Origin of the sequence: Sphingomonas quercus, assembly GCF_018863195.1 — a bacterium.
GTDB lineage: Bacteria > Pseudomonadota > Alphaproteobacteria > Sphingomonadales > Sphingomonadaceae > Solisphingomonas > Solisphingomonas quercus.
The window spans coordinates 183,246-207,729 of sequence record NZ_JAHKRT010000008.1 but is presented as its reverse complement, the minus strand read 5'-3'; the positions used below and the strand labels follow the sequence as shown (position 1 = coordinate 207,729).

Here is a 24,484-nt window from a genome sequence, read left to right as displayed (position 1 = left end):
GCGCCATGCCGGCGAAGAGGCCGACCTGCTCGTCGCCGACGAGGCCACCCGCGCATGAAGGGCGTGATCGGCATATTGGGCGGCATGGGCCCGGCAGCGACGGTGGACTTCATGGCCCGCCTGCTCGCCGCCACCCCCGCCCAGCGCGACGAGGATCATTACCGCATCCTCGTCGACTGCAACCCGCATGTTCCCAATCGCAACCGCGCCGCGGCCGGCGAGGCGAGCCCGCCCGGCCCGGTGCTGGCCGGCATGGCCCGTGGGCTGGAGAGGCAGGGCGCGACGCTGCTCGCCATGCCGTGCAATGCCGCCCATGCCTATACCGCTGACATCCGTGCCGCCGTCTCGATCCCGTTCGTGTCGATGATCGAGGAGACCGGCGCCGCGCTCGCCGCCCGCCACCCGGAGGCGCGCCGCGTCGGCCTGCTCGCCGTCGACGGTACGCTCGCCGCCGGCCTTTACCAGCCCTATCTGCCGGAGCCGGTGCTGCTGCCGGCCGAGGCGCAAGCGCATTTCATGGCGCTGATCTACCGCATCAAGGCCGGCGACACGAGCGCCAAGGCCCGCGCCGAGATGGCCGCATTCGCAGCCACGCTCGTCGATGCCGGTGCCCAGGCGGTCGTCGCCGGCTGCACGGAGGTGCCGCTGGTGCTCGACGGCGGCGATGTCGCGGCGCCGCTGCTCAGCACCACCGACATCCTTGTCGCCGCCACGCTGGCGCTGGCGTCCGCCGGCTAACGCAGCAGCACCAGCTCCTCCGCCATTGTCGGGTGAAGCGCGATGGTCTGGTCGAACTGCGCCTTGGTGAGCCCCGCCTTCACCGCCACCGCCGCGGCCTGCAATATCTCCGGCGCATCGGGACCGATCATGTGCAGGCCGAGGATGCGGCCATTGTCCGGATGGACGACCATCTTGTAGAGCGCGCGCTCATTGCGGCCGGCAAGCACGTTCTTCATCGGCCGGAAATCCGAAGTGTAGACCTTCACCGCGCCATATTTGTTACGCGCCTCGGACTCGGTGAGGCCGACGCCGGCCAGCGGCGGATGGCTGAACACCGCCGACGGGATGCAGTGATAATCGACGCGATGCGGCCGGTTGCCGAACACGGTGTCGGCAAAGGCCTGCCCCTCGCGGATGGCGACCGGGGTCAGCTGCACGCGATCGGTGACGTCGCCGACGGCATAGATGCTGGGACAGGTCGAGCGATTATCCTCATCGACCTTCACCGCGCCGCGCCCGGTCAGCTCGACGCCGGCCGTCTCCAGCCCCAGCCCCTCGGTGTTGGGGCGCCGGCCCGTGGCAAACATCAGCGCATCGCAGACGATCGGCTCGTGATTGGTGACATGGACGTGCAGGCAATCGGCATCGTCCTTCTCGATCTTCTGCATCCCGGCATTGAAGCGGAACTCAATGCCCTTGGCGGTCGAGATCTGCATCAGCCGGTCGACGACCTGCTGGTCGTAGCCGCGCAGGATCGTCTCGCTGCGGTTGAGCAGGATCACATGCGCGCCGAGCTGGTGGAAGATGCCGGCGAACTCGTTGGCGATATAGCCGCCGCCGGCGATGACGATGCGGCGCGGCAGTCGCTCCAGATGAAAGGCCTCGTTGGAGGTGATGCCCAGCTCGTGCCCGGGCACATCCGGCACGTCCGGCCGCGCGCCGGTGGCGACCAGGATGGTCCGCGCGGTGACGGTGCTGCCCGAGGCGAGACGGATGTCGTGCGGGCCGGTGACGGTGGCGCGCTCCTTGATCAGCGCGACGCCGTTATTCGCCATCATCTCGGCGTAGATGCCCTCCAGCCGGGTGACTTCGGACAGCACATTGTCGCGCAGCACCGGCCACTCGAAATCGCATTTCGGCACGTCCCAGCCAAAGCGGCGGGCATCGGCAAGGTCCTCGGCGAAGTGCGCGCCATAGATGAGCAGCTTCTTCGGCACGCAGCCGCGGATCACGCAGGTGCCGCCGATGCGATATTCCTCGGCCACCGCCACCCTGGCGCCATGGGCCGCCGCCACCCGCGAGGCCCGCACGCCGCCCGATCCGCCGCCGATGACGAAAAGATCATAGTCGAACTCGGCCATTCAAGCGCTCCGCAAGGCAGTGGTGGAGCCACCTAGGGTCTCAGCCCGGTTACCGCAAATGGCGAAACCCGATCAGCGTGATCGCCCCCCGGACGTGCGCTGGAATTGAGCCTTGGCGCAGAAGGTGTATTATGTGACTATGACACATGCCCGCGCCATCTTCGCCGTCTTCGCCCTCTTTCCCCTGTTCGCCGCTACGCCGGTGACGGCGGCGCCGGCCTCGCCCCCGTCCGGTGCGCCGCGGGTCGACTATCACCAGCATCTGGTGAGCCCGGCCTTCTCGCGCATCGTGTCGCTGCCCGTGTTCGACGCCGCGGCGCTGATCCGCCGCATGGACGAAGCCGGGGTGGAGCGCGCCGTCGTCCTTTCGACCGGCTACAGCATGGCCGACGAGCGCAAGGGGCTGCCCGATCCGGACCGGCTGACCCGCGAGGAGAATGACTGGACGTCAGCCGAGGTCGCGGGCAGCGGCGGCAGGCTGGTCGGCTTCTGCGGCGTGAACCCGCTACGCGACGACGCCCTGCGCGAAATCCGGCGCTGCCTCGCGCTGCCCGGGATGATCGGCCTCAAGCTCCATTTCGGCAATAGCGGCGTGTCGCTGCGCAACCCCCGGCATCTGGCGCGCATGGAGGAGATATTCGCAGCCGCCGGCGCGGCGGGCGCGCCTGTCCTCGTCCACATGCGCGCTCGCGGGGGCGAGAATTTCGGTGGTCCCGACGCCGCGCTGTTCATCGAACATCTGCTGCCGCGCGCCGCCGGCAGCGACGTCATCGTCGCCCATTTCGGCGGGGCGGGTCCGGGTTATCCCGAGCAGGCGGACGAAGTGATGGCGGTCTTCGCCGCAGCGGTCGCGCGCCACGACCCACGGCTCCGGCGGACCTGGTTCGACATGGCGACGATCTTCACGCCGGAGAGCAGCGACGAGGATGCGCAACGCATCGCCCGGCGCATCCGGCAGATCGGCCCGAGCCGCACGCTCTACGGCTCTGATCTGCTGGTCGCGCCGGGCATGCCATCCATCGGCCAGACCTGGGGCCTGATCACCACCCGGCTGGGCCTCAGCCGATCCGAGCTGCGACAGATTGCCGGCAATCGCCTGTCCTTCATCCGCTGAGGGTCAGCCCGATATCCTTGCCAGCAGTGCCTTGGTCGAGCTGTCGAAGGCGTCGGTGCCGCCGGAATCGAGGCTGCGCGCGATTTCCTTGCCAAGCTCCACGCCGAACTGATCGAACGGATTGATGCCGAGCAGAGCGGCATTGGCGAACGTCCGGTGCTCGTAGAAGGCGATGAGCGCGCCGAGCGTCGCCGGGTCGACACGATCGAGCAGCAGCGTGGTCGACGGCCGGTTGCCCGGATAGGCGCGGGCCGGATCCTCGGCATTGGCGCGGCCGGCCATCAGCGCCGCCCCTTGCGCGAAGCAGTTGACGAGCAGCTGGCGGTGATGCGCCTCGTCCAGCGTATCGCCGGCCTCGATCGAGGCGATGAACTCCACCGGCACCAGATGCGTGCCCTGATGGAGCAGCTGGAACACGGCATGCTGGGCATCGGTGCCGACCCCGCCCCAGGTGATTGGCGCGGTGGCGCGACCGACGGGCTGGCCGTCGCGGGTCACGCTCTTGCCGTTCGATTCCATCTCCAGCTGCTGGAGGTAGGAGGGCAGCAGGCGCAGCCGCTCGTCATAGGCGAACAGGCCGCGCGTCTCGCAGCCCTTCACATTGGCATAGAGCCGATCGACGAAGGCGGCGAGCAGCGGGGCGTTGCGGGTCGGCGGGGCCAGCCGGAAATGGCGGTCCATCGCCGCCGCGCCCTCGAGCAGGGACTCGAAGCCGTCCCAGCCGAGCGCCAGCGCCGCAGGGAAGCCGATCGACGACCACAGCGAATAGCGCCCGCCGACGCTTTCGCCGAACGGCAGGATGCGCGTCTCGTCGACGCCCCACTCGATCGCCTTGTCCGGCGCTGCGGTGAGCGCGACGACGCGCCCGAACGGATCCTCGACGCCGCCCTCCTCCAGCCAGGCCAGCGCCGAGCGCGCGTTCAGCATCGTCTCGGTGGTCGTGAAGGTCTTCGAGGCGACGGCGACGAGCGTCGCCTGCGGATCGAAGCGGCGGAACGCCGCCTCGAGCGCGGCGCCGTCGACATTGGAGACGACCTCCACGTCATAGCGATCGGCGTCGCGGCCGAGCGCGTCGATGAGCAGATGCGGCCCCAGCGCCGATCCGCCAATGCCGATGTGCAGCACATGCGCGATCGGGCCCATCGCCTCCGCCTCGATGGCGTCGATCAGCGCGCGCATGCGCTGGTGCAGGCTGCGCGCCCGCGCCACGCTGTCCGGCGCGCCCGAGCCGCGCTCGGCCGGATGCTCGGCGGCGCGGCCCTCGCTGGTATTGACTACCTCGCCCGCGAACAGCGCATCGCGTGCCTTGGCGAAACCGGTCGCCTCGGCGAGCGCCACGAACTTGTCGAGCAGGCCACGCGACAGATGCGTCTTGGCGAAATCGAAGCGAATGCCCGCTTCCTCCACCACCAGCCGCGACAGCCGATCCGGCTCCGTCTCGAACAGCGCCGTGAGCGTGTCCGCGCCCTCGCCCTCGATCGCTTTCCAGGCGGCTTCGATCGTTCCGTCCGTCACCCCTGACCTCCTCGACTCGTTAACACTCCCGATCAGACCTAGGGTCTGAACGCGCCAAGGCCAATGCCGGGATTGCCCCTGCGACGAGTGGTCGGCTGTTGGCCTTATTGCGATCAGACCCTAGAGCCGGGCGCCATGATCCGCTAGGGCGTCGCGAATGTCCGAAGACGCACTTGTCTCGTGGCTGGAGCAGGCGCTTGGCCGCCGCCCGGTCGATCCGGCGCCGTTCATCCGCGCCCTCACCCATGGCTCGCACCCGTCGGGAGAGAGCTATGAACGGCTGGAATTCCTTGGCGATCGCGTGCTCGGGCTGGTCATGGCTGACTGGCTCTACGCGCTGTTTCCAAACGAGCCCGAGGGCAAATTGTCGCGCCGGCTGAACGCGCTGGTTTCCGGCGAGACGTGCGCCGAAATCGCCCGGTCGATGAGTGTCGGCGCGCATGTTCGCCTCGGCAAGCAGGCGCGTGACGATGGCGCCTCGGACAGCGACTATGTGCTGGGAGACGTCGTCGAGGCGCTGATCGGCGCGCTGTTCCTCGAAGGCGGGCTGGAGGCGGCGCGCGATTTCGTCCGCCGCCACTGGGCCGACCTTGTCGAGCATCAGGATCGCGCGCCGAAGCATCCCAAATCGGCGCTGCAGGAATGGGCCGCGGAAAAGGGCTTCCGCCCGCCGGTCTATGCGCTGGTCGGTCGCGCCGGCCCGCATCATGCGCCGCGCTTTACCGTGTCGGTGGAAATCCCCGGCCGCGCCACCGCCAGCGCCGAGGGCACCTCCAAGCAGGAGGCCGAGACGGCGGCGGCGCGGGCATTGCTTGGCGAGGTAGGACGATGACACAGCGTTGCGGCCTGATCGCGATCGTCGGCGCGCCGAACGCCGGCAAATCCACCCTCGTCAACGCGCTGGTCGGGCAGAAGGTGGCCATCGTCAGCCCCAAGGCGCAGACGACGCGGGTGCGGCTGATGGGCATCGCGCTGGCCGGCGAAAGCCAGATCCTGCTCGTCGACACCCCCGGCATCTTCGAGGCCGAGCGCCGTTTCGACCGGGCAATGGTCGCCGCCGCGTGGGGCGGGGCGCAGGACGCTGACGCCATCGCGCTGGTGGTCGACGCCAAGACCGGCCTCACCAAGCGCATCCGCAACCTCGTCGAAACGATCGCCGAGCGCGAGGAGCCGCGCATCGTCATCCTCAACAAGGTGGACGTGACCGCCAAGGAAACGCTGTTCGCGCTGGCGACCGAGCTGGACCGGGCGCTGCAGCCGCTGCACATCTTCATGGTCTCTGCCGCCACCGGCGACGGCATCGCCGACCTCAAGGCGATGCTTGCCGGTCTGGTGCCCGAAGGCCCGTGGCATTTCCCCGAGGATCAGGTGTCGGACGCCACCGACCGCATGCTCGCCGCCGAGGTGACGCGCGAGCAGATCTACCTCCAGCTCCACGACGAGCTTCCTTATGCCTGCGCCGTCGAGACCGAGAAATATGAGGAGCGGCGAGACGGTTCGGTGGCGATCCACCAGCAGATCAAGGTCGCCCGCCCCAGCCAGAAGGCGATCGTGCTCGGCAAGGCCGGCGCCCGTATCCGCACGATCGGGGAATCGGCACGCGAGGAGTTCGCGCAGCTGCTCGGCCGCAAGGTCCACCTGTTCCTGCACGTCAAGGTCGATCCGGACTGGCCGGATGACCGCGACCTCTATCGCGAGATCGGGCTGGACTGGGTGGACTGATACGCCCGCCGCGCGCCGACAAGTGGCGCGGCTGCGACGACTCCGGCTTTTCCCTAGTCCCGCACTGGGATATAGCAACAGGTCTGCCCCGGTCTGCGAGGTGAACCATGTTCGAGGACGAGCTACGCCGTGCGCCTTTGTGCCTGACGATCCCCGGCCTCGGAAATTCCGGGCCGAACCATTGGCAGAGCATCTGGGAACGCACCCGGCATGACTGCCGGCGCGTCCAGCTCGGCTGCTGGAACGAGCCCGACCGCAACATCTGGGTCAGCGCCATCGAGCAGGCGGTCGCCGGCGCACGCGGGCCGGTGATCCTTGCCGCCCACAGCCTCGGCTGCCTGGCGGTGGCGTGGTGGACCAAGTTTCTCGGTGCGGAGGTGCTCGGCCGGGTGCGCGGCGCGCTGCTGGTCGCGCCGCCCGACCTCAGCGCGAGGGGGCTCGACCCGCGCATCGCCCGCTTCGCGCCGATGCCCGGGGCCGCGCTGCCCTTCCCGGCGATCGTGGTGGCGAGCGAGGACGATCCCTATGCGCGTCTCGAACGCTCGCGGGAGATGGCCGGCGCCTGGCTGGCGGACTTCGTCAATGTCGGCCCGGCCGGCCATATCAACGCCGCTTCCGAACTGGGCGAGTGGCGTGCCGGCCAGCAGCTTCTCGAGCTGCTCATCGACGAAAGCAACGAGCTGTCGCACTATTCGCGGCCCGCCTCGCGCCTGGCGCATCATCTCCACGCGAGCTGAGCCTCGCGTTCCTCTTAGCTGCGCCCCGGCGGCGCGCCTCGCCTCCGCGGCGCGACCGGCCGGGGCCAGCCCGGGGCTCCGGTGGGAACGCGCGTGCCGACGGCGAGCCGCGTGACGATCCGCACGGAGCGACTTGAGAAACCGCCATCGTCCGCTAACCAAGCGCCGATGCAACGCACGGACTCCGGATCGGCTCTCCGGCCATGGCTGGGGGAGGCACGCGCGCTGGTCGCGCTGGCGTTGCCGCTGGTCGCCGGCAATCTCGCCTGGTCGACCATTGCGGCGACGGACCTGCTGCTGCTCGGCCGGCTTGGGTCGCGGGCGGTGGCGGCGGGCGCGCTGGCGCTCAATATCTATACCGCCTTCATGATCTTCGGCATCGGCCTCACCAATGCCGCCTCGCCGCTGATCGCCGCCGAGCGCGGACGGCGGCGGCACTCGGTACGCGATATCCGGCGCACCGTGCGCCAGACGCTGTGGGCGGGCGCGATGATCTGCGTGCCCAGCTGGCTTATCCTCTGGCACGGGGAAGCGCTGCTCATCCTGCTCGGTCAGGAGCCGGCGCTCGCCACCGAGGCGGGGAAGCTGCTGCGCGGCCTGCAATGGGCGCTGCTGCCCTATTTCGCGTTCCTGACGCTGCGCAACTTCGTCACCGCTCTGGAACGCCCTCTCTCGGCGGTGATCGTCATCGCGCTCACCATTCCGGTCAACCTGGCGGCCGGATGGATATTGATCTTCGGCAAACTCGGCATGCCGGCGCTCGGGCTGTTCGGCGCGGGCCTGGCGAGCACGCTGTCGTCGCTGTTCATGCTCGCGGCCATGATCCTGGCGGTGCTCACCGACCGCAATTTCCGGCGCTATCACTTGTTCGGCCGGCTGTGGGTGCCGGACTGGCCGCGCTTCCGCGCCGTGTGGCGGATCGGGCTGCCGATCGCCGTCATCCAGGGGCTGGAGGTGACGGTGTTCAACGCCGCCGTGTTCCTGATGGGGCTGATCGACGCCGCGTCCCTCGCCGCCCATGCCGTGGCCATCCAGATCGCCTCGCTGTCCTTCATGGTGCCGATGGGGATCGGGCAGGCGGGCACGGTGCGGGTCGGGCTCGCTTATGGCCGGGGCGATCACGCCGCCCTCGGCCGGGCCGGCTGGTCGGCGCTGGCGCTGGGGGCGCTTTATGCGCTGGTCGCAGCGGCGATCATCCTCGCCGTGCCGCAGCTGCTGGTGTCCGTCTTCCTCGATGTCGCGGCTCCGGCCAATGCCGAGGTGGTGCGCCTCGCCTGCATCTTCCTGGCGGTGGCGGCGGTGTTCCAGCTGTCGGATTGCATCCAGGCGATCGGCGCCGGCATCTTGCGCGGCATCCAGGACACCCGCGTGCCGATGATCTTCGCCGGCATCGGCTATTGGGTGATCGGCATCGGCGTCGGCACCGCGCTCGCCTTCCCGCTCGGCATGAAGGGCACGGGGGTGTGGATCGGGCTGGCCACCGGCCTCACCGTCGTCGCGGTGCTGCTGCTGGCCCGCTGGCACCGGCGCGAGGCGCTGATCGGCGCCTAACGCTGCTGCGCCAGCTCCGTCAGGGTGCGGGCGAGGGCGAGTGGCGGATAAGGCTTGTTGAGCAGGCCGCTGCCCGGATAGCGCTGGGTGAGATCGGCGGGCCCATAGCCGGTCGAGAAGGCGAAGGGCACGCCGCGCGCGCCGAGCGCATCGGCCACCGGAAACACCTTCTCCCCGCCGAGATTGACGTCGAGCACCGCAACATCGATCGCCGGCGCCTGTTCGACCGCGGCCAGCGCCTCGGCCACCGTCTCGGCCACGGCGACGAGCTTGCAGCCGAACTCGGCGAGCGCATCCTCCAGCGTCATCGCCACCATCGGCTCATCCTCGACCACGAGGACGCGCAGACCCTCAAGCCCGGAGACGTTGGCATAATCGTAGTGAGACCTCATCCGACACCCCCCGGACCGCCTGTCATGCGGCCTCACTGCAACCGGATCGTTTCTAACCGCCTAATCGCCGCCGTCCACGGCTCATTAGCCAAGATCCCCCCGCCCCCGCGCCGCTCATGACGAGCGGGTCGGGTCCGTCATCGGGTCGGCCAGCTCGCGCGGGCTCGGCGTACGGGTCACCGGCAACGAGCCGGTCTGGCGCTCGATGCGGCGATGCACGACGGGCGGCGCCTCGCCGCGGTGGAGGGCGCGGATGCGGTCGCTATTGTCCGCATCCGCCTGGGTGCGGCGCTGGTTGTGCCGCACATAATCGAGCCAGGTCGGCACGCTATAGCGCTCCACCCACATCTCGCGATCGCCGAGGTCACGAAGCAAGGTCCATTCGCGCGCGCCGTCGCGGCGGCGAATGCGGCGGCGCTCGTTCATCAGGCCAAGGAATTCGGCGATGTCGGCCTCGGCGATGCGATATTCGATGGTCACCACGATCGGGCCGCTGCGCGGCTCAACCGGGACTTCGGTGCGCGGCTCGGTCCAGCGGCTCAACGGATCGAGGTTGAGATTCTCGATCGGCGGCAGCGGCATGCGCAGCCCAAGCACCACGCCCGCCACCTGCAGCCCGGCGGCGGTGAACAAGGCCAGCTCGACGCCGCGCCCGTCGGCGAGCACGCCGAACAGCCAGCTCCCCACCGCCATGCCGCCAAAGGCCGACATCTGGTAAAGCGCGAGGCCGCGCGCCACCACCCAGCGCGGCGCCGTCATCTGCACGGTGACGTTGAAGGTGGAAAGCGCCAGCACCCAGCCAGCGCCGGCGCAGGCCAGCGCCGGCAGGGTCAGCGCCAGCGTGCCGCTCATCCCCACCACCGCCGCGCCGAAGGCGAGGCCGAGCGAGGCGACGCGCACGATCGTCTCGGACGCCAGCCGCCGCCTGAGCCGCACGCTGGCGAACGCGCCGCCGACCGCGCCCGCCCCGAAGGCGCCGAGCAAGGCTCCATAGACGAACGGCCCGCCGGTCATCATCTGCCGCGCCACCACCGGCATCAGCGAGGGGATTGCCGCTGCCGCCGCGCCGAACAGCAGGGCACGCAGCAGCACGACGCGCAGATTGGGCGACATCGCGACATAGCGCAGCCCCGCCCCCATCGCGTCGCCGAGCTGCTCGCGCGGCAAGAGGCGCGGCGCATAGGCCGGGCGCCAGCGCGCCAGCACCGCGATCAGCCCGACATAGCTGACCGCATTGATCAGGAACGCCGCCGCCGCGCCCGCCGCCGCGACGATCGCGCCGCCGATCGCCGGCCCGACGCTGCGCGCGATGTTGAAGCCCATGCTGTTCAGCGCCACGGCGCCCGGCAGCACCGATCGCGGCACCATGTCGCCGACCGAGGCCTGCCAGGCCGGCCCGTTCAGCGCGGTGCCACACCCGATCAGGAAGGTGAAGGCGAGCAGCAGCCACGGCGTCAGGACGCCGGCCCAGGCGCACACCGCCAGCGCCACCGAGACGAGCAGCATGAAGCCCTGCGCGCAGAGCATGACGATGCGCCGGTCGAGATTGTCCGCCACCGCGCCCGCCCATAGCGACAGCAGCATGATCGGGAGCGCGTTGGACGACTGGACCAGCGCGATCATCTCCTGCGAGCTGGTCAGCGAGGTCATCAGCCACGCCGCGCCGACCGACTGGATGAGGCCGCCGAAATTGGAGATCAGGCTCGACACCCACACCGCCCGGAAGATCGGCACGCGAAGCGGCGAGGCCGGCGGATCGGGCACCGGGCCGGGCGCGATCACGTCCGCCACCCCGGCCGCCACCTCGCGCTCGCCTGCCTCGCTCATGCCGCCTTGCATCCTCACCCCGCGCGCACCCGGCTAACGGTCGACCGGCGGGAGGGTTGCCGCCCTCATGTCAGGCGGCCAGCGGCGCCACGATCGCGCCCAGCGCCGCCGCGGCATCCGCCGGCGCCAGCCGCACCTGCAGGCCGCGCTGGCCGGCGTTGATGTACACATAGGGTTCGGCCATCGCCGCCGTCTCGATGACCACGGGGACACGACGCATCTGGCCGAACGGGCTGATCCCGCCGACCTTGTAGCCGGTCACCCGCTCGGCGTCGGCGGGCTTCATCATTCGCGCGGATTTTGCGCCGACCGCCGCCGCCAGCCTTTTCATGGCAACCTCGCGATCCGAGGGGAGGATCGCGCAGACCGGCCGGTCGTCGGCCAACGCCATCAGCGTCTTGAGCACCCGCTGCGGCGCCTCGCCCAGCGCGTCCGCCGCTTGCAGGCCGATGCTGTCGGCCTCCGGATCATAATCATAGCTTTGGACGGCGAAGGCGATGCCCGCCCGATCCAGCATCTGCGTTCCACGGGTCACCCGCGACATATCGGCCTCCAGTTGCGCTGGCCATGCCAGCGCGCACTCGGCGCGTCGAGGCGGTTGAGCACTTGCGCCGGGCGCAAAAACCAAGACATTGTAAACATCATCTCCTTTATCAGCGTGAAGCGCGCCGTCGGCCGATGGGGCGCGCGCACTGGAGGAAATCGAGCCTGATCGCGCATGGAGGGAACGAAAGCCGATGTGGATGGTCTGGCGTCTGAAATCGATATGACCAGATCCTCACTTCCCGACATCATCTCGGAGGAGCAGCGCTTCCAGCTGCTCGTCAATGCCGTCACCGATTATGCGATCTACATGCTCGACGTGGGCGGCCATGTCGCGACGTGGAACCCCGGCGCGCGCCGTTTCAAGGGATATGAGGCCGGCGAGATCATCGGCGCTCATTTCTCGCGTTTCTTCACCGACGAGGATCGCGCCGCCGGCAAGCCCGCGCATATCCTGCGCACCGCCGCAGAGCAGGGCCGCTACGAGGGCGAAGGCCGGCGCGTGCGCAAGGACGGCAGCGAGATCTGGGTTCATGTCGTCGTCGACCCGATCCGGACCGAGGACGGCAGGCTGCTCGGCTTCGCCAAGATCACCCGCGACATCACCGAGCGTCACGAGGCCGAGCGTGAGCTGTTCGCCAGCGAGCAGCGCTTCCGCCTGCTGATCCAAGGCGTCCGCGACTATGCCATCTACATGCTCGACCCCGACGGGCGCATCACCAACTGGAATGCCGGGGCCGAGGCGATCAAGGGATATAAGGCCGACGAGATCATCGGCTCCCATTTCTCGCGCTTCTACACCGAGGAGGACCGTGCCGCCGGCGAGCCGGCGCGGGCGCTGGAGACGGCGCTGCGCGAAGGACGCTACGAACGCGAGGCCGAGCGGGTGCGCAAGGACGGCTCGCGATTCTGGGCCAATGTCGTCATCGACCCGATCCGGGACGAGGAGGGCCAGGTGATCGGCTTCGCCAAGATCACCCGCGACATCACCGAGCGCCGCCGCGCGCAGGAGGAGCTCGAGGAGGCGCGGGCCGCCCTGTTCCAGTCGCAGAAGATGCAGGCCCTCGGTGAGCTGACCGGCGGCATCGCGCATGATTTCAACAATCTCATCACCGTGATCCGCGGCTCGGCCGAACTGTTGCAGAAGGAAGATCTGCCGCTCGAGAAGCGCCGACTCTATTCGCGCGCCATCGCCGAGACCGCCGATCGCGCGGCGACGCTGACCAGCCGGCTGCTCGCCTTTGGCCGGCGCCAGGCGCTGAAGCCCGAGTTGATCGTGCTCGGCGTGCGGCTGGATGCGTTCTGCGAGGTGCTTTCGCGGACGCTCGGCAGCCGCATCGAGGTCTCGCTGGAAACCGCGCCCGATCTATGGTCGATCGAGGCCGACGCCGCCGAACTGGAGACGGCGCTGCTCAACGCCGCCTTCAACGCCCGGGATGCCATGCCCGACGGCGGCCGGCTGACCATCACCGCCCGAAATCTGACCGAGGAAGGCAATGTCTGCATCACGATGACGGACACCGGCCAGGGCATCCCGCCGGTGTTGCTGTCGCGCGTGTTCGAGCCGTTCTTCACCACCAAGCCGGTTGGCAAGGGCACCGGGCTCGGCCTCAGCCAGATCCACGGCTTCGCCGCGCAGACCGGCGGTCGCGCCGAGATCAGCTCGGCCCCGGGCGCGGGCACCTCGCTGCGCCTGATCCTCCCGCGCGCGGAGGGCACCAGCCCCGGCAGCGAGGCGATGCTGCCCGCCCCGGAGGCGGAGTGGGAGCGGCTCGACGTGCTCGTCGTCGAGGACAATGACAATGTCCGCCAGTTCGCCCGCGCCCTGCTGGAGGATCTGCACGCCGACGTCAGCGAGGTGGCCACCGCCGAGGAAGCGCTGGCGGCGTTGCATGACCGGCGCTTCGACCTCGTCTTCTCCGACATCGTCATGCCCGGCATGGGCGGCCTTGAATTCGCGCGGCGCCTGAAGGCGGACATGCCCGATCAGCCGATCCTGCTCGCGACCGGCTACAGCAACGAGGTGGCCAATGGCGAGGCGGCCGGCTTCCAGATCATCCAGAAGCCCTATGGCGCGCGCTCACTGGTGCAGGCCGTCTCGCGGACGCTCGGCGCCGTCCGCAAGCGGTGAGGCCGGGGCGGCGCTCCCCGGCCCGGCCCTTCAGTTTACACCGTGCATCCAGCGGCGGATCAGCGGCGACAGCATGAGCAGCAACGCGCCGAGCCCGGCTGCGGCGAGCCCGATCGTCCAGAACACGCCAGCATAGGTTTCCAGACTGACCTTGAGGTTCGTGACCTGCCCGCCCACCGTCTCGACCGAGGCGACCTGGGCGATGGCACCCGCGACATATTGCGCGCAGGACACCGAAAGCCACCACATGCCCATCATCATGCCGACGATGCGCGCGATCGACAATTTGGTGATCATCGACAGGCCCACCGGCGAGATGCACAGCTCCGCGGCCGAGTGGATCAGGTAGAGCAGCGCCAGCCACCACACCGACACGCGGAAATCCGCGCCGGCGAAATGGGTCCCCCACACCAGCGCGAGAAAGCCGAGCCCAACGCCGATCAGCGCCACGCCGAACTTGGTCGGGGTGGCGGGCTCCAGCCCCCGCTTTGCCAGCCCGTTCCAGAGGATCGAGAAGAACGGCGCCAGCATGACGATGAAAACGGCGTTGAAGAACTGAGTCTGGCCCGCGGAGATGGTGAACAGGCCGAAGATGGATAGATCGGTGTTGCGATCGGCGAACAGGGTCAGCGAGGACCCGGCCTGCTCGAACAGCGTCCAGAACACGACGTTGAACACGATCATCACCATCGCCGCCGCCATCATCTGGAACTCGGCGCGGCTGCCCGCTTTCCACGACCAGATGAGAATGCCCGGTACGGTGACGAGGAAGGTGCCGAACAGCGCCTTGCCCATGATCGGCAGCGCCAGCAGATAGGCGATGATGCCTGCCCCATGGGCCGGCGCCGGCGAATCCAGCAGGTTGACGAATAGGAACCACGCCACCGGCACACACAGGACGGCGCCGATATAGATCGGCAGCGAACGATCCCTCACCTGTCCATCGGGCGGCTCGCCATAGCCGGCGAGCTTGCCGCCGTCGAACTGGATCAGGGCCCAGGAGCAGAGCATGCCGATCGCCGCGAGCCCGAAGCCGGCCCACCAGCCCACCGTCATGGCCAGCCACGGGCAAAGCAGCTGGGAGAAGAAGGAGCCGAGATTGATGCCCATGTAGAAGATGGTGAAGCCGGCGTCGCGACGCTGGTCGCCGGGGGGATAGAGGGTGCCGACGATGGTGCTGATATTCGGCTTGAAGAAGCCGTTGCCGATCGTCACCAGCGACAGGCCGATCAGCATCAGCATCACATAGAATTGCGATCGCTCGCCGCGCGGCTCGAACCCGCCGCGCGCAATGCTGCGCGCCACCTGCCCGTCCGGCGCGGTGAGCGTCACCGAGCCGTCCTCGTTGCCGCGAATGGCGAGGCGGCGCCCGCCGTCGAGCACATATTGCTGGTTGGCCGGCGTCGAGCGATCGATCTGCACTTCATAGCGGGTGCCGTCGATCATCGCATAGGGCCTGGCGGTCTCCCCGCCGAAGCAGAGGATGAAATAACCGAGCGACATCAGCACGGCACCGAACTTCACCGATTTCTTGGAGCCGAGGTAACGGTCCGCGATCAGGCCGCCGGCCAGCGGCGTCATATAGACCAGCGCGGTGAAGCCGCCATAAAGCCCGGTGGTGGTGGTGTCGTCGAACAGGAAATGCTGGGCGAGATAGAGCGTCAGCAGCGCGCGCATGCCGTAATAGCCGAACCGCTCCCACATTTCGGTGGTGAACAGGCGGGCGAGCTGGCGGGGATGGCCGAACCAGGTCTCGCCTGCGGCCGGATTGACATGGCTGATATCCGGCTCGGCCGGCGTATCGGCGGTGGGAGTTTCCATGCAAACGTCCTAAAATATCGGGAAATGGGCATAGCAGCCCGGCATGGGAGGCCAGACTAGCGACGAATTCGGCGCTGTGAAGGGATTGCGTGTGGCGCAACTGATCGCGTGAGGGCGACGAGCCAACCGAAACAGCGCGCAGACCGCTTGACGCGCCCTGCTGTATTAGGACAGTATGGCGCCTGATGAGCACCGAGGAACGCCCCGTCTATCTCCGTCTGCGCGATATCATCGCCGAGGCGATCCTCGACGGCACCTATGGCGATGGCGACAGCCTGCCCTCGGTGCGCAGTCTCGCCGCCGAATATGGCGCCAATCCACTCACCGTCGCCAAGGCCTATCAGACCTTCCAGGACGAGGGGCTGGTGGTGGTACGCCGCGGCGTCGGCATGTTCGTTGCGCCCGGTGCGGCGGACGCGTTGCGCCGGGCGGAACGCGACAGCTTCGTGCGCGAGGAATGGCCGCGCATCGTCACCCGCATGAAGCGGCTCGGGCTCGATCCGGCTGAAATGCTGGGCGAAATCCCCGCCTGAACGATCGTTTCGGCCGCACATTCGCGGATCTTCTCGTCCGATCGACGGCTCGTGAGCAGCGCGGAAATCGAACAGCGTCGCAAGGAACGGGAAAGCGAAGGTCGGCGAATTTCTGCCAGAAACGCCGGGCTTATCGCGGACATCAGGGTCATCCCGGCCACGCCGATCTTCCGGGCTGAGCGTCAGGCGCGGAACGCCTCGTCGTCGACGGCGTAGAGCGGCGCCGCCCCGGCCGAAACCTGCGCCGACAGGCCGGGCGCCTCGGGCACGATGCGATCGAGGAAGAAGCGGCAGGCGGCGCGCTTCATCGCCAGGAACGGCCCCTCCCCGTCAGCGGCGCTCAACTGACGCGCCATCAGCATGCCGGCGGTCGCCACCGCAAGCATCGTCAGGAACGGATAGCTGGCGGCCAGCCGATCGTCGATCGACGCGCCGTGCAGCCAGCGCGCATCCTTCGCCACCGCCTCGGCCAACATTGCCAGCGGCGGCGCAACGGCCGCGGCGGCGGCGATCTCGGCCAGCAGCCGATCGAGCGTTGCGCCCTCCTCCAGCCCGAGCTTGCGCGTCACCAGATCGGCCGCCTGGATGCCGTTGGTGCCCTCGTAGATGGGGGCGATGCGGGCATCGCGGAAATATTGGGCAGCGCCGGTCTCCTCGATATAGCCGGCGCCGCCATGTACCTGCAGACCGAGGCTGGCGACCTCGCAGCCGATATCGGTGCCCCATGCCTTGGCGAGCGGGGTCAGCAGGTCGGCGCGAGCCTTGGCGCCCGCCTCCCCGGCCGCCGCGCGATCCACCTGGGACGCCGCGAAATAAACGAGTGCCCGCGCGCCCTGGGTCAACGCCTTCATGCGCAGCAGCATGCGCCGTACATCGGGATGGCCGATGATCGCCACCGGCTCGCGGCTGGCGGCGCCGGCGCGGGCCGACTGGATGCGGCTTTGCGCATAATCCACCGCCGCCTGCGTCGCCCGCTCGGCGATCGACACGCCCTGCAGGCCGACGTTGAGACGCGCCACGTTCATCATCGTGAACATGGCGCGCATGCCCTCGCCCTCGCCGCCGATGATCTCGCCGATGCACGCGCCCTGCTCGCCGTAATGCATCACGCAGGTCGGCGAGGCGTGGATGCCGAGCTTGTGTTCCAGCGCGCTGCAATAAGCGTCGTTGGCGGCGCCGTCGGCATTGAAGCGCGGTACGATGAACAGCGAGATGCCCCTCGTCCCCGCGGCCGCGCCGGGCGTGCGGGCGAGGACGAGGTGGACGATATTGTCGACCAGGTCATGCTCGCCCCAGGTGATGAAAATCTTGGTGCCGCTGATCGCATAGCGGCCATCGGGCAGCCGGGTGGCGGTGCTGCGCAGCGCGCCGACATCGGATCCCGCCTGCGGCTCGGTGAGATTCATCGTGCCGGTCCATTCGCCGGTGACGAGCTTCGGCAGCCACGCCGCCTGCTGCTCGGCCGTGCCATGCCTCGCCAGCGCTTCCACCGCGCCTGTCGATAGCATCGGGCAGAGCGAGAAAGCCAGATTGGCCGAGCCCAGATCCTCCTGCACGGCCGCGGCCAGCACGAAGGGCAGGCCCATGCCGCCATGCTCGGCCGGCGCGGCGAGGCTGTTCCACCCGCCCTCGACATAGGCGCGCCATGCCTCGCGGAAGCCGGGGGGCGTCACCACCCCCTCGGCGGTAAGCGTGGCGCCGGCGCGATCGCCCGGCAGGTTCAGCGGGGCGAACACTCCCTCGGCGAATTCGCCCGCCCCCACCAGGATCGCCTCGACCGTATCCGGCGAGGCAGCGGCGAACCGCTCATGCGCAGCAATCTCGGCAAGGCCGGCGATATGATCGAGGACGAAGCGCTGCTCGGCGACAGGGGCGACATAGGGCATGGCTCGAGCCTATCGCCCTGACGGCAAAGAGGAAAGCACGCACAAGTCCCCGCCGGGCAGCGGGGATCGCCATGCTGGGCCGCCTTCAGCGAGACGACGGTGGATGGGGCGGCCAGCCCGCCTCAGCTTTCGGCCGGCGGATAGCGCTTCACACACGCCGCCAGCACCTCACTCGCAGCGCCGGCATGGGCGATGGCGTTCATCGCCTTGTCGCGCGACGCCTTCTGATCCTCGCCGTCCTTCTTGCCGGCGCGGGCGAGCTTGGCGCCGATACTGTTGTCGAGGCCGAGGCGCATCTTGTGAATCGGGTCGAGATCCTTGGTGTAAGTCGATTCCTGAGTGCGCAAAGCTGTCTCGACATAATCGGCGAGCAGCGAGCAGCCGAGCTGGGCGTCGAGGCTGGAGGCAGGCAGGCGCGCCGGCGCCGTCGTCTCCGGATAGGCGGCATCGCAAGCGGTGCCAAGCGGCTGCCACTTGCCGCCGGTGATCGCCGGCTCGGCGGCGGGCAGCGCCTTCAGCACCGCGCCGGCCTTGTCGGCGTCGAAGCCGGGGGCCGTGGTGCCGGTGAGCAACGCATAGTGGAGCACGCGGGCGCGCGTTTCGAAGGGCACGGGCGCGCGCACGTCGGTCTGCGCGAGCCGGGCGCCCGCCGTCGCCACCACGCCGCACTGCGCTGCCCGCGTCACCGGATCGTCGGAGAGCGCAAGGTCCGGCTTCTTTCCGCAGGCGGACAGGCCGAGGGCGAGGATCGAGACCGACAGGATCAGGGCACGCATCAAAGGATCACTCCGCTTCTGCAACGACTGCCTAATACGGGCGGCCGGGCGAAGCGGTTCCTCGGGGCGGTTCCTCGTTCCGGAACAAAGGCGAGCGGACGAAGGCGCCCGCGCCACGCAAATGGACCGGGTGAAAGAGAAGGGGGCGACCGCCCCCCCCTCAAGGCTCAGATGTGGATCGGCTTGTCCCTGACGGCCATCGCGGCTTCCTTCACCGCTTCCGAATGGGTCGGGTGGGCGTGGCAGGTATAGGCGATGTCCTCGGAGGTGGCGCCGAATTCCATCGCCTGCGCGGCCTGCGCGATCATCGTGCCCGCCGGCACGGCGATGATGTGGACGCCGAGCACGCGATCGGTCTTCGCGTCGGCGATAACCTTCACGAAGCCGTCCTTCTCCCCGATTGTCTTGGCGCGGCTGTTGGCCAGCATCGGGAACTTGCCGACCTTGATCTCGCCCACCTTTTCCTTGGCCTGCTCCTCGGTGAGGCCGACGGCGGCGATCTCCGGGTGGGTGTAGACCACCGACGGAATGACATCGTGGTTCACGATGCCGGTCAGGCCGGCGATGTTCTCGGCCACCGCGATGCCCTCGTCCTCCGCCTTGTGGGCGAGCATCGGGCCGGGCGTGACGTCGCCGATCGCCCAGATGCCCTTCACCGCGGTAGCGAGCTCATCGTCGACCTCGATCTGGCCGCGGGCGTTGGTGGCGAGGCCGGCTTTGTCGAGGGCGAGGCCATCGGTATTCGGGCGGCGGCCGATCGAGACGAGCACGACGTCGGCCTCCAGCGTTTCGGCGGCGCCGCCGGCCGACGGCTCGATCGTCAGGGTGGCCTTGTCGCCATTGACGGTGACACCGGTCACCTTGGTCGACAGGCGCAGCTCCATGCCCTGCTTCTTGAACAGCTTGGCGGCTTCCTTGCGCACATCGCCGTCCATGCCCGGCAGCAGCTGATCGAGATATTCGACCACCGTCACCCTGGCGCCGAGCCGGCCCCACACGGAACCCAGCTCCAGCCCGATCACGCCGCCACCGATGACGACGAGGTGGCCGGGGACCCTGGGCAGCTCCAGCGCGCCGGTGGAATCCACCACCACCTTCTGGTCGATGGCGACGCCGGGCAGCGGCGTCACCGACGAACCGGTGGCGATGATGATGTTCTTCGCGCGCACGGTGCGATCGGCGACCTTCACCGTGTCGGCGGATTCGAAGCTCGCGCGGCCCTTCAGCCACTCGACCTTGTTCTTCTTGAACAGGAACTCGATGCCGCCGGTGAGGCCCTTCACCGCCTCGATACGCTGGCCGTGCATGGCATCGAGATCGAGCGAGACATTCTCCGCCTTCACGCCATATTTGGCGAGCAGGCCGGAATGCACCTCCTCATATTTCTCCGACGCGTTGAGGAGCGCCTTGGACGGGATGCAGCCGACATTGAGGCAGGTGCCGCCCAGCGTCTCGCGGCTCTCCGCGCACGCCGTCTTCAGCCCGAGCTGCGCCGCCCGGATCGCGGCGACATAGCCGCCCGGGCCGGAGCCGATGACGAGGACGTCGAAATCATAATCAGCCATTGGTGAGTCCTCAGAGGTCGATCAGCAGGCGTGTCGGATCCTCGATCGCGTTCTTCAGCGCGACGAGGAAGGTCACCGCCTCGCGGCCGTCGATCAGCCGGTGATCGTAGGAAAGCGCGAGATACATCATCGGGCGGACGACGACCTGCCCGTCGCGCACCACCGGACGATCCTCGATGCGGTGCAGGCCGAGCACGGCCGACTGCGGCGGATTGATGATCGGGGTCGACATCAGCGAGCCAAACACGCCGCCATTGGAGATGGTGAAGGTGCCGCCCTTCATCTCGTCCATCTTGAGCGTCCCATCCTTGGCGCGCTTGCCGAAATCGCCGATGGTCTTCTCGATGCCGGCGACGGACAGCGACTGCGCGTCGCGGATCACCGGCACGACCAGCCCGTTCGGCGCGGAAACCGCGACCGAGATGTCGGCATAATCGTGATAGACGATATCGTCGCCGTCGATCGAGGCGTTGACGGCGGGAATGTCCTTCAAGGCCATGCAGGCGGCCTTCACGAAGAAGCCCATGAAGCCGAGGCGGACGCCATGCTTCTTCTCGAACAGGTCCTTGTACCTGGCGCGCGCCTCGATCACCGCCGTCATGTCGACGTCGTTGAAGGTGGTGAGCATCGCGGCGGTGTTCTGCGCTTCCTTGAGGCGGCGCGCGACCGTCTGGCGCAGGCGCGTCATGCGCACCCGCTCCTCGCGGCGCTCGCCCGTCGCCGCGGCGGCGGGGGCGGTCGCAGACGGAGCGGCGGCGGCGGCCGGGGCCGGGGCGGCCTTGGGCGCGGTCTTGGCCGCGGCGAGCACGTCGTCCTTGGTCAGGCGGCCATCCTTGCCGGTGCCCTTGATGCCCGAGGGATCGACCCCGAGTTCGAGCACGAGGCGACGCACCGCCGGCGACAGGGTCAGCGGCGAGCCGTCATCCTCCTCGGTCGCGGCGGCGGGTGCGGCATCGCTGCGCAGCGCCGGCTCCGGCACCGGATCGGCGGCCTTGAGCGAGGCCGGGGTCTGAGCGGCCGGCGCGGCGGCGGCCGGAGCCGGGGCGGCGGCGCCGCTACCCGCCTCGATCACCGCGATCACCGCGCCGACATTCACCGTGTCGCCCTCGGCCACGGCATGGGCACCCATGATGCCGGCGACGGGCGCAGGCACCTCGACGGCGACCTTGTCCGTCTCGAGGCTGGCGATGGGCTCATCGGCCTTCACCGGCTCGCCCGGCTTCTTGAGCCACTGGCCCAAGGTCGCCTCGGTGATCGACTCGCCCAGCGTGGGCACCTTCACATCGGTCGCCATGATCTTCGTCCTCAGTATATTCGTTAGTCGGTCAGGCGGAACGGCCGAGAGCCTGGGCGACGAGCGCCTCCTGCTCCTGCTGGTGGCGCTTGGCGAAGCCGGTGGCGGTGGCGGCACCGGCGGCGCGGCCCGCATAGAGCGCGCGCTTGGGCGCGACATCCGCCTTGGCCAGCACTTCCTCGATCAGCGGCTCGACGAAGAACCAGGAGCCGGCATTCTTCGGCTCCTCCTGCGCCCAGACGATCGTCTCCAGCTTCGGCAGCTTGGCCAGCACTTCGGCCAGCACATCGCCCGGGAAGGGATAGAGCTGCTCGAAGCGCAGGATCATCGTGGAAGTGTCGCCCGCCGCATCGCGCGCCTCGGCGAGATCGTAATAGACCTTGCCGGAGCACAGCACGAGCCGCGTCACCCCCTGGGGATCGGGCGCGGACGGATCGTCGAGCACGCGGTGGAAGCGGCTGTCCTCGGCGAAATCGGCCATCGACGACACCGCCGCCTTGTGCCGCAGCAGCGACTTGGGCGTCATGATGATCAGCGGCTTGCGGAACGGACGCAGCATCTGCCGGCGCAGGATGTGGAAGTAATTGGCCGGCGTCGTGCAGTTCGCGACCTGCATATTATCTTCGGCGCAGAGCTGGAGATAGCGCTCAAGGCGAGCCGAACTATGTTCCGGCCCCTGCCCTTCGTAACCATGCGGCAGCAGCATGACGAGGCCGTTGGCGCGCAGCCACTTCACCTCGCCGGCGGCAATGAACTGGTCGATGATGATCTGCGCGCCATTGGCGAAATCGCCGAACTGCGCTTCCCATAACACCAGCGTCTTCGGCGCCGTCGAGGCATAGCCATATTCGAAGCCGAGCACGCCATATTCGGACAGCGGGCTGTTCAGCACCTGGAATCCGCGATCGATCGACGACAGCGGGATATAGCTGGTGCCGAGCTTCTGGTCCGTCCACACCGCATGGCGTTGCGAGAAGGTGCCGCGGCCGACATCCTGGCCGGAAAGGCGCACGCCATAGCCGTCCTGCAACAGCGTGCCGAAGGCCAGCGCCTCGGCGGTCGCCCAGTCGATGCCCTCGCCGTCCTGCAACGTCTTGCGCTTGGCGTCGAGGATGCGGACCAGCGTCTTGTGCGGGGTGAAGCCCTCGGGGATGGTGGTCAGCACCTCGCCGAGCGCGGCGATGCGCGCCGGCACGATGCCGGTCTGCGCGGCGCGGCGCTCGTTGATCGTCTCGGCGGGGATGGAGAGCCCTTCCCACTCGCCGCCGAACCAGTCCGCTTCATTGGCCTTGTAGCCCTTGGCGGCGGCGAATTCCTCGTCGAGCCTGGCGACGAAGGCGTCGGCATGCTCGTCGACGAACCTGTCGTCGATCACGCCCTCGGCGATCAGCCGCTCGGCATAGATGGCGGACACCGGCGGATGCTGGCGAATCTCGTCATACATCAGCGGCTGGGTGAAGCTCGGCTCGTCCGCCTCGTTGTGGCCGAAGCGGCGATAGCACCACATGTCGACGACCACGTCGCGCTTGAACGTCTGGCGAAACTCGGTGGCCAGCTTGGTGGCGAAGGTGACGGCCTCGGGATCGTCGCCGTTCACGTGCAGGATCGGCGCCTGCACCATCTTCGCGATATCCGACGGATAGGGCGAGGAGCGCGCGAACTGCGGCGAGGTGGTGAAGCCGACCTGATTGTTGATCACGAAATGGATCGTGCCGCCGGTATTGTAGCCGACCAGGCCCGAGAAGCCGAAACACTCCGCGACGATACCCTGCCCCGCGAACGCGGCGTCGCCGTGCAGCAGCACCGGCAGCACCGTCTCGCGCTTGAGATCGTCGACCTTGGTCTGCTTGGCACGCGCCTTGCCGAGCACGACCGGATCGGACGCCTCGAGGTGCGACGGGTTGGGCACCAGCGACATGTGGACGTTGATGCCGTCGAAGCTGCGGTCCGTGGAGGTGCCGAGGTGGTACTTCACGTCGCCCGAGCCACCGACATCGTCGGGGTTGGCCGAGCCGCCGGCGAACTCGTGGAAGATCACCTTGTACGGCTTGGCCATCACATTCGCGAGCACGTTCAGGCGGCCGCGATGGGCCATGCCGAAGATGATCTCGCGCACGCCGGCGGCGCCGCCATATTTGATGACGCTTTCCAGCGCCGGGATCATCGATTCGCCGCCATCCAGACCGAAGCGCTTGGTGCCGACATACTTCTTGCCGAGGAACTTCTCGTACTGCTCGCCCTCGATGACCTTGGCGAGGATCGCCTTCTTGCCCTCGTTGGTGAAGTGGATCTCGGCGTCCTTGCCTTCCATCCGCTCCTGCAGGAAGCGCCGCTCCTCGACGTCGCCGATGTGCATATATTCAAGGCCGACCTTGCCGCAGTAATTGCGGCGCAGGATGTCGACGATCTCGCGCACGGTGGCGTGCTGGACGCCGAGCGCGCCGCCGAGATAGATCGGACGATCGAGATCGGCACCAGTGAAGCCGTGATATTCAGGCGTGAGGTCCGCCGGCAGATCGCGCTTGGCCATGCCCAGCGGATCGAGATCGGCGGCAAGGTGGCCGCGCACGCGATAGGTGCGGATCAGCATCATCGCGCTGATCGAATCCCGCGCCGCGGCGGCCAGAGCCTCGACCGACGGAGCCGCGGCAGCAGCCGGAGCGGCGGCGGCCGCAGCCGGCTTGCCGCCCTTGGCCGGCGCCGGTGCCGGCGTCATCTGGGTGGGATCGAGCCCGGCGATCAGCGCGTCGGTATCGGACGGCGGCCAGTTGCGGTTGGCCCAGCTCGGGCCGCCGAGCGCGGTCCGGTCCAGCCCCTCGAAGAAGCCGCGCCAGCCCGCGTCGACCGCGTTCGGGTTCGCCGCATACGCCCGGTACAAGGATTCCACGAAGCTGGGGCTCACCCCTTCGACGCCTGCGAAATCCAGAGTCTCGTATCCCATCACACCTGTCCTTCGGGCGGCTCGCCGTCCGGAATAGAACGGCGGACCTGTGCCT

At 68.5% G+C, this 24,484-nt stretch carries 19 protein-coding genes; 8 read left to right on the top strand and 11 right to left on the bottom strand.

What is annotated here, in order from left to right:
- Positions 1-54 precede the first annotated feature (54 nt).
- On the top strand, positions 55-738 hold the full coding sequence (cuyB, locus tag KOF26_RS15200; protein WP_216326857.1) for a cysteate racemase: 684 nt from the start codon (positions 55-57) through the stop codon (positions 736-738).
- On the opposite strand, the gene gor is transcribed toward cuyB, so the two are convergent.
- Entirely contained in the window at positions 735-2,081 is a 1,347-nt protein-coding gene (gor, locus tag KOF26_RS15195) for a glutathione-disulfide reductase (RefSeq protein WP_216326855.1), read from the bottom strand. The two genes, cuyB and gor, sit on opposite strands and share 4 nt — an antisense overlap.
- Positions 2,082-2,220: 139 nt before the next feature.
- Here gor and KOF26_RS15190 point away from each other — a divergent pair, with 139 nt between their 5' ends.
- On the top strand, positions 2,221-3,195 hold the full coding sequence (locus KOF26_RS15190; protein ID WP_253201497.1) for an amidohydrolase family protein: 975 nt from the start codon (positions 2,221-2,223) through the stop codon (positions 3,193-3,195).
- Between the two features lie 3 nt (positions 3,196-3,198).
- Here the strand turns inward: KOF26_RS15190 and pgi are convergent, their stop codons facing one another.
- Complete coding sequence (gene pgi / locus KOF26_RS15185) at positions 3,199-4,674, bottom strand: glucose-6-phosphate isomerase (RefSeq protein ID WP_435876866.1); 1,476 nt, start codon at positions 4,672-4,674, stop codon at positions 3,199-3,201.
- Between the two features lie 193 nt (positions 4,675-4,867).
- Here pgi and rnc point away from each other — a divergent pair, with 193 nt between their 5' ends.
- The 4 genes from rnc (at position 4,868) to KOF26_RS15165 (ending at position 8,720) form a co-directional block, all read left to right on the top strand.
- A complete protein-coding gene (gene rnc / locus KOF26_RS15180) occupies positions 4,868-5,542 on the top strand; it encodes a ribonuclease III (protein ID WP_216326848.1) in 675 nt (224 codons plus the stop codon).
- Positions 5,539-6,432 (top strand): GTPase Era, encoded by an 894-nt coding sequence (gene era, locus KOF26_RS15175; RefSeq protein WP_216326846.1) that lies wholly within the window; start codon positions 5,539-5,541, stop codon positions 6,430-6,432. Before rnc ends, era begins: the two co-directional genes overlap by 4 nt.
- 107 nt (positions 6,433-6,539) lie before the next feature.
- Positions 6,540-7,169, top strand: a complete 630-nt coding sequence (locus KOF26_RS15170) for an RBBP9/YdeN family alpha/beta hydrolase (protein ID WP_216326844.1) — start codon at positions 6,540-6,542, stop codon at positions 7,167-7,169.
- A 168-nt stretch (positions 7,170-7,337) separates the two neighbouring features.
- The gene (locus tag KOF26_RS15165) at positions 7,338-8,720 is read left to right on the top strand and encodes an MATE family efflux transporter (protein ID WP_216326842.1); all 1,383 of its coding nucleotides are present in this window, start codon (positions 7,338-7,340) and stop codon (positions 8,718-8,720) included.
- Here the strand turns inward: KOF26_RS15165 and KOF26_RS15160 are convergent.
- From KOF26_RS15160 to ybaK, 3 genes are all read right to left on the bottom strand, one after another.
- Positions 8,717-9,112 (bottom strand): response regulator, encoded by a 396-nt coding sequence (locus KOF26_RS15160; RefSeq protein WP_216326839.1) that lies wholly within the window; start codon positions 9,110-9,112, stop codon positions 8,717-8,719. The genes KOF26_RS15165 and KOF26_RS15160 overlap by 4 nt on opposite strands.
- A 114-nt stretch (positions 9,113-9,226) precedes the next feature.
- Positions 9,227-10,939 (bottom strand): MFS transporter, encoded by a 1,713-nt coding sequence (locus KOF26_RS15155; RefSeq protein WP_216326838.1) that lies wholly within the window; start codon positions 10,937-10,939, stop codon positions 9,227-9,229.
- Positions 10,940-11,009: 70 nt separating this feature from the next.
- Positions 11,010-11,483: a Cys-tRNA(Pro) deacylase gene (gene ybaK / locus KOF26_RS15150; RefSeq protein ID WP_216326835.1), complete on the bottom strand. Its 474-nt coding sequence runs from the start codon at positions 11,481-11,483 to the stop codon at positions 11,010-11,012.
- A gap of 222 nt (positions 11,484-11,705) precedes the next feature.
- On the opposite strand from ybaK, the gene KOF26_RS15145 reads away from it, so the two are divergent.
- Entirely contained in the window at positions 11,706-13,613 is a 1,908-nt protein-coding gene (locus KOF26_RS15145) for a hybrid sensor histidine kinase/response regulator (protein ID WP_216326832.1), read from the top strand.
- Positions 13,614-13,643: 30 nt separating this feature from the next.
- Here KOF26_RS15145 and KOF26_RS15140 read toward each other — a convergent pair whose 3' ends face one another.
- A complete protein-coding gene (locus KOF26_RS15140; RefSeq protein WP_216326829.1) occupies positions 13,644-15,434 on the bottom strand; it encodes a peptide MFS transporter in 1,791 nt (596 codons plus the stop codon).
- A gap of 185 nt (positions 15,435-15,619) precedes the next feature.
- Here KOF26_RS15140 and KOF26_RS15135 point away from each other — a divergent pair, with 185 nt between their 5' ends.
- The gene (locus tag KOF26_RS15135; protein ID WP_216326826.1) at positions 15,620-15,967 is read left to right on the top strand and encodes a GntR family transcriptional regulator; all 348 of its coding nucleotides are present in this window, start codon (positions 15,620-15,622) and stop codon (positions 15,965-15,967) included.
- A gap of 182 nt (positions 15,968-16,149) precedes the next feature.
- On the opposite strand, the gene KOF26_RS15130 is transcribed toward KOF26_RS15135, so the two are convergent.
- The 5 genes from KOF26_RS15130 to KOF26_RS15110 all read right to left on the bottom strand — a co-directional run bounded on the left by KOF26_RS15130 (position 16,150) and on the right by KOF26_RS15110 (position 24,429).
- A complete protein-coding gene (locus KOF26_RS15130) occupies positions 16,150-17,853 on the bottom strand; it encodes an acyl-CoA dehydrogenase (RefSeq protein ID WP_216326823.1) in 1,704 nt (567 codons plus the stop codon).
- Between the two features lie 122 nt (positions 17,854-17,975).
- Complete coding sequence (locus KOF26_RS15125; protein WP_216326820.1) at positions 17,976-18,629, bottom strand: hypothetical protein; 654 nt, start codon at positions 18,627-18,629, stop codon at positions 17,976-17,978.
- A gap of 167 nt (positions 18,630-18,796) precedes the next feature.
- Positions 18,797-20,194: a dihydrolipoyl dehydrogenase gene (gene lpdA / locus KOF26_RS15120; protein WP_216326817.1), complete on the bottom strand. Its 1,398-nt coding sequence runs from the start codon at positions 20,192-20,194 to the stop codon at positions 18,797-18,799.
- Positions 20,195-20,204: 10 nt separating this feature from the next.
- Positions 20,205-21,488: a 2-oxoglutarate dehydrogenase complex dihydrolipoyllysine-residue succinyltransferase gene (gene odhB / locus KOF26_RS15115; protein WP_216326814.1), complete on the bottom strand. Its 1,284-nt coding sequence runs from the start codon at positions 21,486-21,488 to the stop codon at positions 20,205-20,207.
- Positions 21,489-21,519: 31 nt separating this feature from the next.
- Positions 21,520-24,429 (bottom strand): 2-oxoglutarate dehydrogenase E1 component, encoded by a 2,910-nt coding sequence (locus KOF26_RS15110; protein WP_216326811.1) that lies wholly within the window; start codon positions 24,427-24,429, stop codon positions 21,520-21,522.
- Positions 24,430-24,484: the final 55 nt, after the last annotated feature.